At 69.2% G+C, this 16,981-nt stretch carries 15 protein-coding genes; 11 read left to right on the forward strand and 4 right to left on the reverse strand.

From position 1 onward, the window contains the following. Window positions 1-6 precede the first annotated feature (6 nt). On the forward strand, window positions 7-1,002 hold the full coding sequence (locus J2X34_RS18500) for an NAD(P)H-quinone oxidoreductase (protein WP_429518990.1): 996 nt from the start codon (window positions 7-9) through the stop codon (window positions 1,000-1,002). A gap of 9 nt (window positions 1,003-1,011) precedes the next feature. Here the strand turns inward: J2X34_RS18500 and J2X34_RS18505 are convergent, their stop codons facing one another. Then, complete coding sequence (locus J2X34_RS18505; protein ID WP_114723784.1) at window positions 1,012-2,214, reverse strand: cysteine desulfurase-like protein; 1,203 nt, start codon at window positions 2,212-2,214, stop codon at window positions 1,012-1,014. A gap of 136 nt (window positions 2,215-2,350) precedes the next feature. Here J2X34_RS18505 and J2X34_RS18510 point away from each other — a divergent pair, with 136 nt between their 5' ends. From J2X34_RS18510 to J2X34_RS18530, 5 genes are all read left to right on the forward strand, one after another. Continuing rightward, window positions 2,351-2,923, forward strand: coding sequence for a bacterial proteasome activator family protein (locus J2X34_RS18510; RefSeq protein WP_114723748.1), 573 nt, complete (start codon window positions 2,351-2,353; stop codon window positions 2,921-2,923). Window positions 2,924-2,990: 67 nt separating this feature from the next. After that, window positions 2,991-3,872 carry a galactan export ABC transporter permease subunit Wzm/RfbD gene (wzm, locus tag J2X34_RS18515; RefSeq protein ID WP_174907543.1) on the forward strand — a complete coding sequence of 294 codons (882 nt, stop codon included), beginning with the start codon at window positions 2,991-2,993 and terminating at the stop codon, window positions 3,870-3,872. Between the two features lie 11 nt (window positions 3,873-3,883). Beyond that, a complete protein-coding gene (wzt, locus tag J2X34_RS18520) occupies window positions 3,884-4,702 on the forward strand; it encodes a galactan export ABC transporter ATP-binding subunit Wzt/RfbE (protein WP_114723746.1) in 819 nt (272 codons plus the stop codon). Then, entirely contained in the window at window positions 4,699-5,610 is a 912-nt protein-coding gene (gene glfT1, locus J2X34_RS18525) for a galactofuranosyltransferase GlfT1 (protein WP_114723745.1), read from the forward strand. Before wzt ends, glfT1 begins: the two co-directional genes overlap by 4 nt. Window positions 5,611-5,719: 109 nt before the next feature. After that, complete coding sequence (locus J2X34_RS18530) at window positions 5,720-6,580, forward strand: class I SAM-dependent methyltransferase (RefSeq protein ID WP_114723744.1); 861 nt, start codon at window positions 5,720-5,722, stop codon at window positions 6,578-6,580. A gap of 12 nt (window positions 6,581-6,592) precedes the next feature. On the opposite strand, the gene J2X34_RS18535 is transcribed toward J2X34_RS18530, so the two are convergent. Together J2X34_RS18535 and J2X34_RS18540 are read right to left on the reverse strand one after the other, a co-directional pair. Continuing rightward, window positions 6,593-8,443: a glycosyltransferase gene (locus tag J2X34_RS18535; protein WP_429518993.1), complete on the reverse strand. Its 1,851-nt coding sequence runs from the start codon at window positions 8,441-8,443 to the stop codon at window positions 6,593-6,595. Between the two features lie 66 nt (window positions 8,444-8,509). Then, on the reverse strand, window positions 8,510-9,286 hold the full coding sequence (locus tag J2X34_RS18540) for a glycosyltransferase (RefSeq protein ID WP_114723742.1): 777 nt from the start codon (window positions 9,284-9,286) through the stop codon (window positions 8,510-8,512). Window positions 9,287-9,402: 116 nt separating this feature from the next. Here J2X34_RS18540 and J2X34_RS18545 point away from each other — a divergent pair, with 116 nt between their 5' ends. Both J2X34_RS18545 and J2X34_RS18550 read left to right on the forward strand, forming a co-directional pair. Beyond that, complete coding sequence (locus J2X34_RS18545) at window positions 9,403-11,607, forward strand: hypothetical protein (RefSeq protein ID WP_429518995.1); 2,205 nt, start codon at window positions 9,403-9,405, stop codon at window positions 11,605-11,607. A gap of 25 nt (window positions 11,608-11,632) precedes the next feature. Continuing rightward, on the forward strand, window positions 11,633-12,508 hold the full coding sequence (locus tag J2X34_RS18550) for a hypothetical protein (RefSeq protein WP_429518997.1): 876 nt from the start codon (window positions 11,633-11,635) through the stop codon (window positions 12,506-12,508). Window positions 12,509-12,581: 73 nt separating this feature from the next. On the opposite strand, the gene J2X34_RS18555 is transcribed toward J2X34_RS18550, so the two are convergent. Beyond that, entirely contained in the window at window positions 12,582-14,639 is a 2,058-nt protein-coding gene (locus tag J2X34_RS18555) for a TerD family protein (protein ID WP_429518999.1), read from the reverse strand. 326 nt (window positions 14,640-14,965) lie between these two features. Here J2X34_RS18555 and J2X34_RS18560 point away from each other — a divergent pair, with 326 nt between their 5' ends. Genes J2X34_RS18560 through J2X34_RS18570 form a run of 3 tightly spaced genes read left to right on the forward strand, consistent with a single transcriptional unit; the run spans window position 14,966 to window position 16,922 of the window. Further along, window positions 14,966-15,337 carry a hypothetical protein gene (locus tag J2X34_RS18560; RefSeq protein ID WP_429519001.1) on the forward strand — a complete coding sequence of 124 codons (372 nt, stop codon included), beginning with the start codon at window positions 14,966-14,968 and terminating at the stop codon, window positions 15,335-15,337. Window positions 15,338-15,385: 48 nt separating this feature from the next. Beyond that, window positions 15,386-16,021 carry a DUF4304 domain-containing protein gene (locus J2X34_RS18565; RefSeq protein WP_429519002.1) on the forward strand — a complete coding sequence of 212 codons (636 nt, stop codon included), beginning with the start codon at window positions 15,386-15,388 and terminating at the stop codon, window positions 16,019-16,021. 55 nt (window positions 16,022-16,076) lie between these two features. Then, on the forward strand, window positions 16,077-16,922 hold the full coding sequence (locus J2X34_RS18570; protein WP_429519004.1) for a TrmH family RNA methyltransferase: 846 nt from the start codon (window positions 16,077-16,079) through the stop codon (window positions 16,920-16,922). Window positions 16,923-16,981: the final 59 nt, after the last annotated feature.

Here is a 16,981-nt window from a genome sequence, read left to right on the forward strand (position 1 = left end):
ACGGGTATGTACGCGATCACGATTTCCGAGCCCGGCGGACCCGAAGTGATGACCTGGTCCGAGGTTCCCGATCCGACACCCGGCCCCGGCGAGGTCCTGATCGACGTCGCCGCCACCGCCGTCAACCGCGCCGACCTGCTGCAGCGGCGCGGCATGTATCCGCCGCCGCCCGGCGCGAGCGACATCCTGGGCCTGGAATGCTCCGGCGTGATCGCCGAGGTCGGCCCCGACGTCCACGGCTGGAAGGTGGGCGACCGGGTGGCGGCGCTGCTCGCCGGCGGCGGCTACGCCGAGAAGGTCGCCGTCCCCGCCACCCAGCTGCTGCCGGTGCCCGAGGGCCTGGACCTGCGGGCGGCGGCGTCGCTGCCGGAGGTCGCCTGCACGGTGTGGTCCAACCTGGTGATGGAGTGCGGCCTGCACGCCGGCCAGGTGCTGCTGGTGCACGGCGGCGGCGGGGGCATCGGCACCCACGCGATCCAGGTCGGCAAGGCGCTCGGCGCGCGGGTCGCCGTCACCGCCGGCTCCGCCGACAAGCTCGAGCGCTGCGCCGAACTGGGCGCCGACATCCTGATCAACTACCGCGACGCCGACTTCGTGCAGGTGCTCCGCGAGGACACCGGCGGCCGCGGGGCAGACCTGATCCTCGACAACATGGGTGCGTCGTACCTGGGTCGCAACCTCGACGCGCTGGCCCCCGACGGTCAGCTGGTGATCATCGGCATGCAGGGCGGGCGCAAGGGCGAACTGGACATCGGCAAGCTGCTCGCCAAGCGGGCCCGGGTGCTGGCCACCGGACTGCGCGGACGCCCCGAGACGGGCCCGTCGAGCAAGGCCGCCGTGATCGCGGCGGTCCGGGACAAGCTGTGGCCGCTGGTCGGCGAGGGCATCGTCGCGCCGGTGGTGCACGCGGAACTGCCGATCACCGAGGCGCCCACCGCGCACGAGATGCTCGACTCCCCCGACACCGTCGGCAAGGTGGTGCTCAGCGTGCGCGAGGACTGACGGGCCTGGTCAGCCCAGCGTTCCGAGATGCTTGACGAGCTGGTTGATCTCGTAGCGGGTGGTGTAGGGCGCGAGACCCACTGTGATCGCGCCGCCCTCGTCGTTGACACCCAGCGCGTCGAGCAGGCGGTTGCCGCACTGCAGGCCACTGACGGTCGCGATCCGGTTGTCGGCGAGGTGCGCGGCCACCTTGTCGGCCGGCACCCCGGCGACGGTGAAGCTGAGCGTGGGCACCCGGATCGGGGACCGGCCGATGACCGTCACCTGAGGCAGCGAATCGAGCGACCGCATCAGGTATTCGAACAGCTGGTCGTGGTAGGCCTGCAGCGAGCTGATGGACGTCTCGAGGCGCTCCCGGCGGGTGCCGGTCGCGGTCTCCTCGAGCCCGGCCATGAAGTCGATCGACGTGGTCAGCCCGGCCAGCAGCGCGAACTGGTGGCCGCCGACCTCCATGCGTTCGGCACCGCGCGCGTACGGGTTGAGCGAGACCGCGGGGATGCGGTCGAGCAGCGTCGGGTCCCGGAACACCAGCGCACCCACCTGCGGGCCGCCCCACGACGGCGCGCTGACCGCGATGACGTCGGCCCCGAGGTCGTTGATATCGATGTGCGCGTACGGCGCGGCCCCGACGGCGTCGACGACGAGCAGTCCGCCCACCTCGTGGATGCAGTCCGCGGCCGCCCGGACGGCGGGCGCGGATCCGACGATCGGGGACGCCGCGGTGAGCGCCATCAGGCGCGTCGTCGGCTGCACCAGCTCCGTGAACTGCCAGCTCGGCAGCTCACACGTCTCGATCTCCACCTCGGCCCACCGGACCTGCGCGCCGTACCGGCTCGCGACGCGCAGCCAGGGCGCGACGTTCGCCTCCTCGTCGAGGCGCGACAGCACCAGCCCGGTACCGAGACCCAGCCGGGAACTGAGCGATTCCGCCAGCCAGGCCAGCAGCACCGCACGGTCGGCACCGAGCACGACACCCGCCGGGTCGCCGCCGACCAGGTCGGCGACGGCCTCTCGCGCTGCCGCGACGATGGCGGCACTGCGGCGCGACGACACGTGCCGTCCGCCTGACGACGACGCCGATGCGCGGAACGCGGTCGAGACGGTGCGGGAGACCGCGTCCGGGATCTGCATACCGGCCTGCGGGTCGAGGTGGACCCATCCATCGCCCAGTGACGGGATCAGTCCCCGTACCCGGGCAACGTCGTAAGCCATGACGGACACTCTAAGTCCCACTGTCAACACCGCGTGATTCAGATCCGACTTTTCGGAACGTGCTCTAGCACACGACACTTCCGACACTGCCGACCCACCCTCGGCAAACCGGCACCGAAACGTACAAGATGGAGCCATGACGCAACCGGAGAACGAACGCGTGCTGGTGATCGGACCCGACGGCCATCCGGTTCCGGTGTCCGCGGCCGCGACCCGCACCGACGGGGCCGCAGACGACTCGTCGGGCCAGAGCGACCAGGACGCGCTCGCCGACATGGTGGAGCAGCCGGCGAAGGTCATGCGCATCGGCACGATGATCAAACAGTTGCTCGAGGAGGTGCGCGCCGCACCGCTCGACGACGCCAGCCGCACCCGGCTCAAGGAGATCCACAAGTCGTCGGTGCGTGAGCTCGAGCAGGGTCTCGCCCCCGAGCTGCGCGAGGAGCTCGAGCGGCTCACGCTGCCGTTCAACGACGATTCCGTGCCCACCGACGCCGAGCTGCGGATCGCGCAGGCCCAGCTGGTCGGCTGGCTCGAGGGACTGTTCCACGGCATCCAGACCGCGCTGTTCGCACAGCAGATGGCCGCCCGCGCGCAGCTCGAGCAGATGCGTCAGGGCGCGCTTCCGCCCGGGATGAGCATGGGACCGCAGCACCGCATGCAGGGTCCGGACGACAATCCGCAGGCCGGCACCGGGCAGTACCTGTAGCGCACGCAGGAACAGATCGAGTGCGCCGAAACCGGCAACTCCACCGCGAACGGTAGGCTCGGAACCCGTGTCAGCAGCAGCCTTGGATCACGAGCCGGCGTCCGACGCCGACACCCCTGCCGTTATGTCCGATTCGCAGACGTTCCGTCGCGCGTTCCAGGACCTGCGGGAGGGGTTTGCGCAGCGTGAGCTGTGGCTCAATCTGGGTTGGCAGGACATCAAGCAGCGGTACCGCCGGTCGGTGATCGGTCCGTTCTGGATCACGATCGCCACCGGCGTGCAGGCCACCGCGATGGGCATCCTGTACTCGGCGCTGCTGGGGATGCCGCTGCAGACATTCCTGCCGTACGTCACGGTGGGCCTGATCGTGTGGAACCTGATCAGTGCGTCGATCCTCGAGGGCTCCGAGGTGTTCATCGCCAACGAGGGGCTGATCAAGCAGCTGCCGTCGCCGCTGAGCGTGCACATCTACCGGTTGGTGTGGCGGCAACTGTTGTTCTTCGGCCACAACCTGCTGATCTACGTGATCATGGTGTTCGCGTTCGGGGTGTGGCGGCACATGAGCTGGACATCCCTGGCGGCGATCCCCGCGCTGGGGCTCATCGTCCTCAACGCGCTGTGGGTGTCGATCGTGTTCGGCATCTTCGCGACCCGCTACCGGGACATCGCCCAGATCCTGGGCAGCCTGACGCTGCTGCTGTTCGTCCTCACCCCGATCTTCTGGTCCACCGACGCGCTCGAGGCGCAGGGTGGCGACGTCGCCGAGCGAGCGAAGATCGCCGAGATCAACCCACTGTTCCACTTCCTGGACATCATCCGCGCGCCCATGATCGGCGCGGACCAGCAGGCCTACCACTGGTACATCGTGCTGGCGTTCACCGTCGTCGGCTGGGCGGTCGCACTGTTCGCGCTACGCAAGTACCGGGCCCGCGTGGCCTACTGGGTCTAGGGGGACACCACATGACGAGCAACGTGAGCATCGAGACGCACGGAGCGTGCGTCGACTTCCCGATCTTCGACGCCAAGTCACGGTCGTTGAAGAAAGCGTTCCTCGGCAAGGCCGGCGGGACGATCGGCCGCAACGACTCCGACGTCGTCGTGGTCGAGGCGCTGCGCGACATCACGATGTCGTTGAAGGAGGGCGACCGCGTCGGGCTGGTCGGGCACAACGGCGCCGGCAAGTCGACGCTGCTGCGCCTGCTGTCGGGCATCTACGAGCCGACCCGCGGCAGCGCCCGCGTCCGCGGCCGAGTCGCGCCCGTCTTCGACCTGGGTGTCGGCATGGACCCGGAGATCTCCGGCTACGAGAACATCATCATCCGCGGCCTGTTCCTGGGGCAGACGCGTAAGCAGATGCTCGCGAAGATGGACGAGATCGCCGACTTCACCGAGCTGGGCGAGTACCTGAACATGCCGCTGCGCACCTACTCGACCGGCATGCGGGTGCGTGTCGCGATGGGCGTGGTCACCAGCATCGACCCCGAGATCCTGCTGCTCGACGAGGGCATCGGCGCGGTCGACGCCGAGTTCATGAAGAAGGCGCGGATCCGGCTGCAGAAGCTGGTCGAGCGCTCCGGCATCCTCGTGTTCGCGAGCCACTCCAACGAGTTCCTGGCGCAACTGTGCGACAGCGCGATGTGGATCGACCACGGCGAGATCCGCATGCACGGCGAGATCGAGGACGTGGTCCGCGCGTACGAGGGCGACGACGCCGCCGACCACGTGCGTCAGACCATCGCCGACATGGAGCGCGAGCGGGGCCAGGAGCGCGCTTCGTGACCGAACGCATCAGTGACACGGCGACCGAGAAGATCGTGGGCGTCGTCGTCACCCACAAGCGTCGGGAACTGCTCGCCCAGTCGCTGAAGGTGCTCGCCGGGCAGAGCCGTCCGCTCGACCACCTCGTGGTGGTCGACAACGCCGACGAGCCCGACGTCCGCGAGCTGGTCGAGGGCGCCGACGTCCCCACCACCTATCTGGGTTCCAAGCACAACCTCGGCGGTGCCGGCGGCTTCGCGCTCGGCATCCTCTACGCGCTGTCGCTCGGCGCCGACTGGGTGTGGCTCGCCGACGACGACGGCCGCCCCGAGGGCCCCGACGTGCTCGCGACCCTGCTCGGCTGCGCGAAGAGGCACGGCCTGGCCGAGGTCTCCCCCGTCGTGTGCGACATCGACGACCCGGACCGGCTCGCGTTCCCGCTCCGACGGGGCACCGAATGGAAGCGGCTGCGCTCCGAACTCGGCGAGGACGACCTGCTGCCCGGCATCGCGTCGCTGTTCAACGGCGCCCTGTTCTCGGCGTCCGCGATCGACGCCGTCGGCGTCCCGGATCTGCGCCTGTTCGTGCGCGGCGACGAGGTGGAGGTGCATCGCCGCCTGGTCCGTTCCGGGCTGCCGTTCGGCACGTGCCTGCAGACCGCGTACGTGCACCCCAACGGCGCCGACGAGTTCAAGCCGATCCTCGGCGGCCGGATGCACACGCAGTACCCGGACAACGAGACCAAGCGCTTCTTCACGTACCGCAACCGCGGCTATCTGATGTCTCAGCCGGGCATGCGCAAGCTGCTGCCACAGGAGTACGCGCGCTTCGGCTGGTACTTCCTCGTCTCCCGCCGGGACCCCAAGGGGTTCGTCGAATGGATGCGGTTGCGCGGGCTCGGACGTCGGGAGCGGTTCCAGCGGCCCTGACCCTCACCCCCGCGCTTCACCCCGGCGGGGCCGGGCGCCACCCTGCGCGGCGGGGGCAACCCTGGCAGCATGGGGACGAACTCGACGTTCACGTGGGAGGGGTCCGCGCATGCTCGATCGGTTCAAGAAGTCGTCCCGGCTCAAACTGCAACGGGCCGTCGCGGAGGTGCTCCGCGATTCGGACCGTCAGGCCCGGATCGAGAGCGAGAACCGGCACGATCAGCTGCTGGCGGAGCTCGCCGCGAACAACGGCGAGATGAAACGGGTGTTGCACGAACTCGCGGAGGCGCGCGGGCAGGTGGCGTCGGTGACCGAGCGCCTCGAGGAGCTCGAACAGCGCGCCCGCCGGGACATCTCGCACGCGCTCGACATCCAGGCCACCGCCGAGAGCGCCCAGTTCGTGCTCGACCACATGCCGAAGGCACCCGTGTTCTGGCACCCCCACGACACGCTGCGGTACGGGCTCGAGGTGGTCAAGGTTGACGGGCTGGCGCTCGAGTTCGGCGTCGCGAGCGGCACGACCCTGAAGATCATCAGCGAGGCGCTGCGCCCCACCGGGCACGAGGTGTGGGGCTTCGACGTGTGGACGGGACTGCCCGAGGCGTGGCGCACGGGATTCCCGGCCGGCGAGTTCGCACAGCAGGACGTGCCGTCGGTGCCCGGCGCGCAGCTCGTGTCCGGGCTGTTCGAGGACACGCTGCCCGGCTTCCTCGCCGAGCATCCCGGCCCGGTCGCCTTCGCGCACCTCGACGCCGACCTGTACTCGTCCACTCGCACGGTGCTCGAACTGCTCGCCGACCGGCTGGTGCCGGGCACGGTGCTGATGTTCGACGAGTACTTCAACTACCCCGGCTGGCAGGACCACGAGCACCGCGCGTGGACCGAGTTCGCCACCCGCACGGGACTCGAGTTCGACTACCTCGCGTACACCGCCAACCACGAACAGGTCGTGGTGCGGCTCCGCGAATGATCCGGCCGCGGATCACTTTCCGTACAGGCGCGCCCAGTTCTCCCGGCTCGTCAGCTGCGGGAACTCGCGCCGGTACGCCTCCGCGACAGTGGGCGCGTCGGCGCGGAAGCGCTTCATCACCCCGAACAGGCGTCCGGTCATCTCGGCCGCCAGTTCGCGGTCGAACCGGCGTTCCCGGACCCCGGACTGCGACGCGTCGGTCACGAACACGTGCGCGAATCGACTCACGTGCCACCACTGCGCGTCCTCGAACGAGACCGTCACCGGCCCCGGCTCGAGCCGGCCACGCGCCTGCCACAGCGCCCGCTTGGCGAGGACCAGGTCCTCGCGGTGCGACTGCGGCGGCGGATCCGCCCGCCGCACCGGCACGATCGGCAGCTCCGACGCGGGACGGGTCACAGTCTCCGAGAAGCGCTTTCGCTCGGCGTTGACGGACGCTAGCGCCGCCTGTCCGCCGTCGACCAACGCACCGGGTCCCCCGAGGAATCCCTCGAGCGCACGCAGCTGGGTGTGCGCGAGACCGTACTGCATGCTCACGATCGACCGGGAGATGTCGCGCGCCAGGTTCTTCGCCAGCGCGGACGGCGCGAAACCGGGATCGAGTGCCGCGGTGATCAGGCCGTTGCGGGTGCTGAAGTAGTGCGCGAAGCCGTCGACGTCCTTCCAGTAGAAGTCCGCGTGCCACACCGCGGCGCCGGGCAGCGTGATCGTCGGGATCCCGGCCCGGCCCGCGCGCAGGCTGAACTCGACGTCGTCCCACTGGAAGAACACGGGCAGCGGCAGCCCGATCCGGCGCAGCGCCTCGGCCGGGATCAGGCACGACCACCAGCCGTTGTACTGGGCGTCGACGCGCCGCTCCGGCAGCTCCTCGAGCACGTTGTAGTTGTGCTCGCTGTACTGGTCCGTCGGCAACCCGCGCCGCAGCGTCGCCAGGTCCACCCGCTCGGCCGTGGCCAGCAGGTAGTTGGGGTTGTACAGGAACAGCATCTCGGCGCCGATCAGCGCCGGGCTGATCGTGCAGTTCGCGAACGCGCTCAGCCGCAGCACCGTCTCCGGCTCGCACAGGATGTCGTCGTCCATCAGGATCACGTCGGTGTCGTCGCTGGACGCCGACGCCTCGAACAGCCCGCGGGTGAAGCCGCCCGCGCCACCGAGATTCGGCTGGCGGATGTACTGCAGGCGATCCCCGAACGCCGGCGCGACCTGCTGGAACAGCTCGCGGTCCTGCACCGGGTCGGTGCCCTGGTCCACGACGTACACGGTCTCGAGGCGCTCGACGACGGTCGTGTCCGACGCCAGCGCCGCCACCGTCTTCGCGCAGTCGTCGGCGCGGTTGAACGTGCAGATCGCGACCGCGACGGGGCGCGGCGGGAGGGCCGCCTCGACGCTCCACTCGATCTGGTCGAACGTCACCTCCGCGTCCAACGCCTCGAACTCGAGCCACAGCGAGCCGCCGTCGACGAACTGGTCGAGGGCGCTGCTGAGGGCGACGGTGCCCTGACCGTCCGCGGTGGTGGCCCCGACGATGCGGCGATGGCCGCCGATGTCCGACGCGACGAGGAGCACCCGGCACGACGTGGTGGACAGGACCCGCACGCTGGCGGTGACCTCACGGACAGCGGTCCACCGCTGCCAGTAGCTGGCCGGGAACCGTCCGAAGAAGGTGTTGGTGTTGGCGCGGGCGCCGGCGTGCAGGCTCAGCGAGAAGCGATCACGGGTGGATTCGCCCTTCTCGACCACGGCATACAGTTCCTCGTTCGCGACCGGCGAGGTGCCGGCGAACAGGGTGCGCTGCGCCAGGAGGCGAGGGGTCAGCCCGCTGTCGGAGGCGGTACGGGTCTCGGACGAGTCAGCTGAATCCACACCCGGCAGGGTATCGCGACACGGCCCGCCGACGCGCGCCGCACCCGACCTGACCGGCCGGTACGGTCAGGCGGCCGCGAAGGCCGCCGAGCGCAGCGACTCCTTGCGCCGACGCAGCGTCAGCAGGCCCTTGGCCATCTGCACGACGTCGCCCACCGAGATGCGGCTGGCGTGCGCACGGTGCTCGTCGCTGAGCCGGATCGGCACCTCCACCGGCCTGATCCCGGCGGATTCGACGGCGTAGTCGAGTTCGGTGGTGAACAGGAAGCCCGTCTCGGTCAGGTGCGGGGCCAGCGCCCGCAGCAGGTCGCCGTCCACCACGAACGTGCCCTGGGGGTCGCCGGTGCGGGTCCCGAGGATGGTGCGGCGCAACAGCGCGAACCCGCGGGTCATCACGGCACGGGCCAGGCCGCGGTCGACCACCGACTCGGGGTGCGCCTTGGAGCCGATCACCACCGCCGGTGCCCGGCCGCTCTCGCGGGCGAGCCGGTCGGCGCCGTCGACGTCGTCGAAACCGAACGGCAGGTCGTCCGCCGTCAGCAGCACGCGCGCACCGCGCGACGCGAGCGCGCCGGTGCGCAGCGCGTTGCCCATGCCCTTGTCGCTCTGCATCGGCACGAACGCGACACCGTCGGCGTCCCATCCGGCGGCCAGGTCGGCGCAGATCGCGGCCGTGGCGTCGGTGGAACCGTTCTCGACGACGATGATCTCGACGGCTTGGCCGTCGAAGCGCTCGGCGAACCGTCGCACCGTGGTCGCCAGGACGTCGGCCGAGTTGTGCGCCGGAATCACGACGGACAGGTCGTAGCCACCGTCGACGCCGCCTCCGGAGCTCGTCTGCACCCGATGTCCTCCGACCTACTCGTTTTCCCCGACTTCATTGTGAACCGGGCGGAATATTACGCTCCGACGACAGGGATGCTGCCGCCGCGCAATCCGTCCGACGACGAAAGCCCGCCGTGAATTCTGATCTGCCGCTGCTCAAACGTGTGACGCCACCCGCCCTGCTCGCCGCGCTCGTGGCCCTCGTCGCGGCCGTCCCGCTGCTGTCGAACCGGTGGTTCTACTACTGGGACGACAGCGCCGCGGCGTTCGCGCCCGGCTGGCACACCATCGGCGAACGGCTCCTGAACGGCTCGTGGCCCACCCTGTTCCCCGAGATGTGGGCGGGCGGCAACATCACCGCCGAGGCGCTGTACGGCACCTACAACCCGGTCCTGCTCGCCGAGGCCGCACTGGTCGCGCTCGTGCCCAACCTCGCGGTCGGCATGACGCTCGTGAAGATGCAGTTCCTGGCGCTGCTCGCCGTCGGTGTCTACGTTCTCGCCCGGCAGTACGGCGCCTCCCGGTCAATGGCGTTCGTCGCCGGCTTCGCGATGCCGTTCGCCGGATACACCCTGTACTTCGACGCGTCCACGTGGGCGTCGGGCCTGATCGCCTTCGCCTGGATCCCGCACGTGTGGTGGTCGACGCGCGCCAGCGCGGCCGGCCGGGTCAATCCGCTGGTGCCGATCCTGTTCGGTTTCCTGGCGATGACGACCGGCAATCCGTACGGCGCCGTCGCGGTGGCCGTCGTCTATCTGGCGGTGCTCGCCGAGACCGTCGCGCGGAACCGGGCCGGGGACACCGAACGCCCGTTCCCGGGGATCCGGTCGCTGATCGTGAGCGGCGTCGCGATCGTGATGATGTCGCTCATCGTCTACCTGCCGCTCGCGTTCACCACCGGCGTCTCGGTCCGCACCCAGACCGGCATCCGCAACGACGACGCCCTGCGCCCCGGCCTCGGCGACCTGATCAACCTGTCGGCGCTGTCGAACCGGCCGTACGGGCCGATCTTCGAATCGACCGCCGCCACCGTCCCACTCGTCTACCTCGCCTGGTTCCTGGTTCCGCTTGCGCCGTGGATCCGGTGGGGGTCGTTGCGGCGCCTCGGCCGCAGCAGCATCTCGCTGGCCGTGTTCGGCGGCATCTACCTGATCCTGCTGCTCGGCCCGTCGAATCTGTGGCTGTTCCGCTGGCCCGCCCGCCTCATCGAGTACGGGCAGTTGCCGGTGATCGTCATCGCCGCCGTCGCGCTGTCCGCAGGGCTCGCGCGGGACCGGTGGAAGCTGCGCCTCGGCATCACCGCCGGGCTGATCGTCGCGCAGTTCTACCTGTCGTGGGCCGAGATCCCCGAGGACATCGGCACCCACCTCGCGGCACTCGCGATCACCGTCGCGCTCACCGCGCTCGCGCTCGTGGTGTCGTTCCGCAAGCCCCGCCTGCTCGCGGGGGCGCTCGTGGCCGGCACCGTCGTGGCGCTGGCCGCGCAGACCAACCTGTGGTTCACGGGCAACTACAACGTCACGCCCTGGAAGTTCCCGCGCCAGGAGGCGTTCCTCGACGAGCACTTCGAGAAGCGCTATCCCGGCACGACGTTCGTGATCGCGGACCGCGAGAACATCAACCCCGACGACCCCACCGGCCAGTGGGGTGACGTGCTGTTCGGCAGCCTGTACCAGCCCGCCGGGGTGGAGGCCGTGAACAACTACGCGGGTATCAGCTTCAACTCGTTCGTCGACGACCTGTGCATCAACTACTACGGCGGTGTCCCCTGCGCCGACGGCGTCGGCCGCCTGCTCGCCGAGTCGCCGGGCACCGGGGTCTCGTGGCTCGACGCGATGCGCATCGACACCGTCGTCGTGCAGAACAGCGGCCCCTACGGCGGCCCGCACGCGCTCGACGCGCTGCCCGCCGACGAATGGGACATCCGCGTCGAGCACGGCGTCACCGTCGGCACCCGCACCGCGCCGCACCAGTGGCCCGACGGGCGACTGTCCGCGACCACGCCGGGACTCGAGGTCACCGGCGACTCCGCCTCCACCGACACACACGAGACCCTGACGTACACCGGTTCGGGCACTGCGACGTTCGCGCTCCTCGCATGGCCCGGGTGGACGGCCACCGTCGACGGCGAGCCGATCGACATCACCGAAAGCCCCGGCGGGCTGCTGCAGGTGGAGTTGCCCGACAGCGGCGGCGCGGAATCGACGCTGACCCTCCGATTCACCCCTCCCGGAAGCAACCTCGGCTGGGGCCTCGCCGGCGCCGGACTGCTCGTCGCCCTCGGCCAGGGCGCATGGTTCGCGGTGCGGCGGAGGAAGGTGGGAACCCCGTCGCACTGAGCGGTCGGCGTGGGATCGTGTCGAAGTGAGTTCTGGGGGCACGGCCGCTGCCTGGGCCGAGCAGCAGATCGAGTCGGTCCGCGACGATCCGGCGGGCCGGATCGCCCTGATGCAGCGCTGCCACTACGGCCCGTACGGCAAGGCTCCCCGGCATATGCCGTTCCGCCGGGCGGCAATGTCGTTCATGCAATGGCAGCTCCGGCGAGGTCTACTGCAACCAGCGTCCCGCGACCGTCCCGGTAGTCCGTGGTGGCGCGCGGTGAACGAGCGCATCCTGCGCGACGGGTGCGAGGCCGTGGCCCTGAGCGGAGACCTTTCCGGGCCGACATCGTCTCGGACGGTTGACTTCTGGATGTCCTTCGCCGACTACCCGACCGCTCGGGCGTGGTACCGGGCGCACAACGGGAGCGTCGTCGCCGCCTATCTCGAGCACCGCGACCTGGCCGCCGCGGAGAACGAGGCCGAGCGCTTCTTCATGAACGTCGTGCTCTGCCGGGTGCTGTACGCCCATGCCCTCGTCGCGGCCCCCCGGACCGCACTTGGATGGCTCCGGCCGCTCGCCCCGCTCCTCGGTGACCCGAGGCTGGGCATGACCGGGATTTTCGTGCAGCTGTCTCGCGTGCTCCCGGACGAGTACCCCCTCCGTGAGAGTGCGCGGCACTACCTCGGCGACGAACACGGATTCGGCCGTCTCCTGGACTACGGCGTGATCGTCCCGAGGTTGCAGCAGCTCTACGCGTGGTCAGCTCACGAACTCGCAGCGCCGGGCCTGCTGGACTGTATCCGCGACGGAGCCCTCACCTACGCATGGTCATTCGACGATCGCGACGTCTGGCAGCCGCCGAAGTCGATCCTCGTCCGGACGGCCCGGCGGGCGCTCCCACCCGAACGACGCGCCTGACCGTCGGCGCCGCCGTGGCGTTCTACGACCGGTGATCGTCAGGCCCGGATACCAGGGCGGATCGCGCCGCTAGTCAGTCGGCGGCTACGGTCTCCCCGCCCTCTGGTTCCTCGGTGCCTGGACGTGGTTGATCGGTCTGCTTCGGGGCCGCCGGCACCCACTCCCGAAGGTGTTGCACCACCCCGCCATAGAACGCATCCGTGGACGAGGTGACGCTCGAGACAAAGCTCGCCGCAGTTCCGGACCGCTTGCTTCCCATCGGAAAGGTCTGCTCGAGACTGAACGACACGACATCTCCTGCCCGGTTGTCGGTCAGGATCTTCGGATTCGCGCGCACCGTCTCGAGAAGCTCGCACGTCTCGTTCCCACGCTCGGAAAACACCGCTTCGACCTGGACATTGCCCGGTACATCTTTGAGTTGCTTGAGCAACCACGACACGCGACGAGCCGACGTGCCCTCGTTCGGTGCCGCCACCTTGGTCCGACAGCGGATCTTGTTTGTGCGCACATCCGCGACCACGGCCACATCGCCCGCAGTCTCCGGGATCCGGAGTACGGATTCGAAGATCCCTTCGGCTGCCAGTCGTTCTGCGACAGACGCGTTCCGCGCTGCCGGGTCGTTGCTGTAGCGGCGCGGCACGATGTGTTTGACGGTGACGCCGAGTTCGGCAGTCAGCCGCAGCGCCAGGTGCCGTGAGAGGGACACCCATGTGTCCGCGACAGTGAGGGCTTTCTGGTCGCCGCCGCGGAGGGTGCCGGCGGTGACTGCATCGCGGACGGTGACCCAATGCCGGCCCATGTCGACGAACTCGGTTGCCCCGGACCGGGGGTGGTCGAGGTATCGCACGAACTCGGCGAGGATCCACGCCTGCACGTCGTTGTCGATTCCACCGTGGGAGAGCAGCATCCGGGCCTCGTGCGCGACTTCTGCCCAGGACAGGTGGCGCAACGCGACCTTGGCGAGTTTGCGGCGGTCGACCTCGATCGGCAATTCTCCGGCGCTGGCGGGGACGTCGTTGGACAGGCTGACGACCACGTCGTACTTCTTCTTTCGAGCCACGTCGAGGTAGTTCTCGAGTTGCCCCTTCTCGAGTTTGCCGTTGCCCGTCTTCACCTCGAGCAACCCGGTCCACAGCCGACTGCCGCGGGATACCTTCAGAACGGCGTCGGGGATCACCTTTGTGTCGCCGTGGTCGTACTGCACCTCCACATAGCCTTCGAAAGCGCCTGCGGGGGCGCCCATCCGGGAACACAGAGCGCGTGCAAAGGGACTTACGGCCTGCATCGTCGCGACCAGAGCCGAGGTCGCACGGCGTTCCTGCTCCTCCCCCGCCCCGACGCCGACGACCGAGAACAATCGCGCCGGCCGCCAGCTGTCGTGTTCAGCTAGCGTGAACTCGCGAGGTTTGGCCTTCTTCACAGCCTTCTTGGCGGTACGTACTCCGCGAGCCTTTGCCTTCGCCGGTGTGGTCGGCTCGGCGGACTGGGCAGGCATCACGGGGTCCGGCTGGATCTCGATGGTCTCGAGCGGTGTGGTGACAAGTTCCGACTCAGCGGCCGACGCGGCATCGACGTCGTCCGCGGTTTCGGATTCAGGTTCGTCGTCGATGTCGACACCGAAATCGCCCGCGAGGCCGGCGAGCCCGGAATCCCACCCTTGGCCAACGACGCGCAGCTTCCACTCGGCGCCGCGCCGGTACACCTCGCCGAAGACGAACGCGGCCTCGGTGGTCGCGTCCGCGGTGACGTACTCCGCCAGCGTGTGGCCAGCGCCGTCGACGACACGGAGAGTGAGTTTGCCCAGGTCCCCGAAGCCGCCCTGGCCGAGACTGCCCGCCAGTGCCACGGTGTGCACGTCCTCGGGAACTGTCGACAGGTCGATGGCAATCCGCGCCTGCGCCCCTTCCTCGGTCGCACCCGCACCCAGGAACCGGATCGAACCGTCCGACGACTCAGGCTGGTTGTAGAACACGAAGTCCGCGTCCGAACGAACCTTCCCATCCGCACCCAAGAGCAAAGCGGATGCGTCGACCTCGATGTCCGACTCAGCCCACCCGATCACCACATCGACCTGAATCACATCATCCGGCAGGGACATGTTCTGCCCCTTGGACAACATCGGAAATGTCATCAATCCCACCCTCGATCAACCCGGCAAACCCCAACACGATTATGGGCGAGCAGAGCCAGTCCCGACTACAGGCACACTTCGCATCCGCAATGCACACTAATCGGTCTCGTTTCGCTGGAACGCCGAGGCCGGAACACGAACCTCGCACGTCGCTGGCGACGCCCCGACCTCATTCCCCGGATGGCATGCACGAGATGCGGGGGCGGACCGACACACCCACCTACGACACCCACAGGCTGCCCGGCGTCGGCGCATCCCCGCCCGGGCGTCGGGTGAGCCAGAATGAGTCCGTGTTTCGCTTCGGTCAGTCCAGACGGTCCGGTGGTGTGCCTTACGACCCGTGGGAGCTGTTGCGCGCCTATGAGCGTCGCGCGACCCGGGAGATACGACCGGACTCCGGTGAGCTGCTGGTCGTGATCCCGTTGCGCGACGGGAGCGCCCTGGAGATCACGGTCCCGGACCCCTCGGCCGACTGGATCGAGTCGCGGATCCGCGGGCTCTGTGCCTCGCTGGGCGCCATCGACCGTCGCGCCCGACGCCTGCTGCGCGACGAGTTCTCCATCGGCTGGATCGAACTCGACTCGCCGCACCACGGCACCATCGACTACTGGGCCAACGCCGTCAACAGTGAATACCCCATCGACATCTCGTGGACCGGGGACGGCTGGGAGCAATCGCCGGCCGAACCACCGACCTGACGAATTCATCTGTGGCGGGGAGCCGCCCGGGTCTGCGAGCATGTCCGCATGGAGCATCCATCGGCTGAGCAAGTATTCGCCACCCTCCTCGGCGAGAGCGCTGTCCCGCTCCTGAAGGAGCACGGATTCCGGAAGCGGAGGCTGACCTTCACCCGGGAGCGGGACGGGTTGGTCGACGTCGTCAACCTGCAACGCTCGGCGGGCAACAGCTTCGAGTCGATCCGCTTCTACACCAACTGCGGCGTCTACTCCCCGGAGTTCGATCGGCTCATCGGACGGCCGGTGCAGGACCGTCCCGCCGAGGTGGACTGCCAGTACCGGCGCCGGATCGAGAACATCGCGAGCGGGATCGGACCGCACGTGACCGTGCAGGCCGACACCGATGTTCCCGCCGTCGCCGGCCAGCTCCGCGCTGCACTCACCGAGGCGCTGGCGGCGATGGGTCAGCTTCGCGGCCCCGACGACATCGTCCGATCCGTGGGGTCGGACATCGACTTCGACGTCCTGCGTTACCGACTCGCCATGGGTGACGAGTCCGGTGCGCGCGAGCAGTATCTGCGTGCGCGCTCGCGGTTCGGTGCCGAGCCCCGGTGGCCGCGACTCGAGGAACAGTTCCGGAAAGCGGCGGACTCCTACGCCGTCGCCGTCGCCGTCACCGACGTCGAACGCGGTGAGAGACGGTAGGCCGGCCGGGGATACCCCGCTGTGGATTCGGGGCGAAGGTCTCTAGAGTGTCGGCATGTCGCCGGCAGCCAACAAGATCACCACGCGCAACGCGCGTTTCCAGCAATGGCAGGCGCTGCTGACGAACCGCAACAAGCGGCAGCGCCTGCGCGCGTTCGTCGTACAGGGCGTGCGGCCCATCACGATCGCACTCGACCGAGGATGGGCCGTCGAGGCCGTCCTCTTCGACGCCGACCGCCGGCTGTCCGAGTGGGCGCGGGACGTCCTGGACAGGGCCGAAGGCGAGCGATTCGCCCTCACGCGCGAGCTGATCGTCGAACTCGGCGAGAAGGGGGCCGACGCCCCCGAGCTCATCGTCGTAATGTCGCTTCCCAGTGACGATCTGGGACGCATCCCGGTCGCGCACGACTTCCTCGGCGTTGCCTTCGACCGGCCCACCAGCCCCGGCAACCTCGGCTCCGTCATCCGTTCCGCCGACTCGTTCGGGGCGGCGGGCGTCATCGTGACAGGACACGCGGCCGACCCGTACGACAGTGCCGCCGTGCGGGCGAGCACCGGATCGCTGTTCGCCGTGCCGACCGTACGAGTGTCGTCCCCACACGACGTCTTCTCGTGGGTCGGGTCGCATCGCGCCGCGGGTGTCCCCATCCAGATCGTCGGAACGGACGAGAACGGCGACGCCGATGTCTTCGATGTCGACCTGACGTTGCCGACGCTGCTCGTCGTCGGCAACGAGACGACCGGCCTGAGCGCGGCGTGGCGCGACGGCGTCGACCGGGTCGTGCGTATCCCCATGACGGGCTCGGCCAGCTCGCTCAACGCCGCCAACGCGGCATCCGTCGTGCTCTACGAGACCACGAGACAGCGCCTCCGGCGGCCGCTGGGCGTGGCTTCCGGGTAGGTCCAGTAGTACTGGGCGCGCTTCGCCGCCCGGCGATGCACTGGTCGCAGGCGGGCGGG

Origin of the sequence: Rhodococcus sp. BE178 (genome assembly GCF_050433545.1) — a bacterium.
GTDB lineage: Bacteria > Actinomycetota > Actinomycetes > Mycobacteriales > Mycobacteriaceae > Prescottella.

Coding starts and splice junctions, on each gene's coding strand:
- J2X34_RS18530 (WP_114723744.1), top strand. CDS start 5,720: ATGCTCGATCGGTTCAAGAAGTCGTCCCGGCTCAAACTGCAACGGGCC.
- wzt (WP_114723746.1), top strand. CDS start 3,884: ATGACGAGCAACGTGAGCATCGAGACGCACGGAGCGTGCGTCGACTTC.
- J2X34_RS18505 (WP_114723784.1), bottom strand. CDS start 2,214: ATGGCTTACGACGTTGCCCGGGTACGGGGACTGATCCCGTCACTGGGC.
- J2X34_RS18500 (WP_429518990.1), top strand. CDS start 7: ATGTACGCGATCACGATTTCCGAGCCCGGCGGACCCGAAGTGATGACC.
- J2X34_RS18555 (WP_429518999.1), bottom strand. CDS start 14,639: ATGACATTTCCGATGTTGTCCAAGGGGCAGAACATGTCCCTGCCGGAT.
- J2X34_RS18570 (WP_429519004.1), top strand. CDS start 16,077: ATGTCGCCGGCAGCCAACAAGATCACCACGCGCAACGCGCGTTTCCAG.
- J2X34_RS18510 (WP_114723748.1), top strand. CDS start 2,351: ATGACGCAACCGGAGAACGAACGCGTGCTGGTGATCGGACCCGACGGC.
- J2X34_RS18565 (WP_429519002.1), top strand. CDS start 15,386: ATGGAGCATCCATCGGCTGAGCAAGTATTCGCCACCCTCCTCGGCGAG.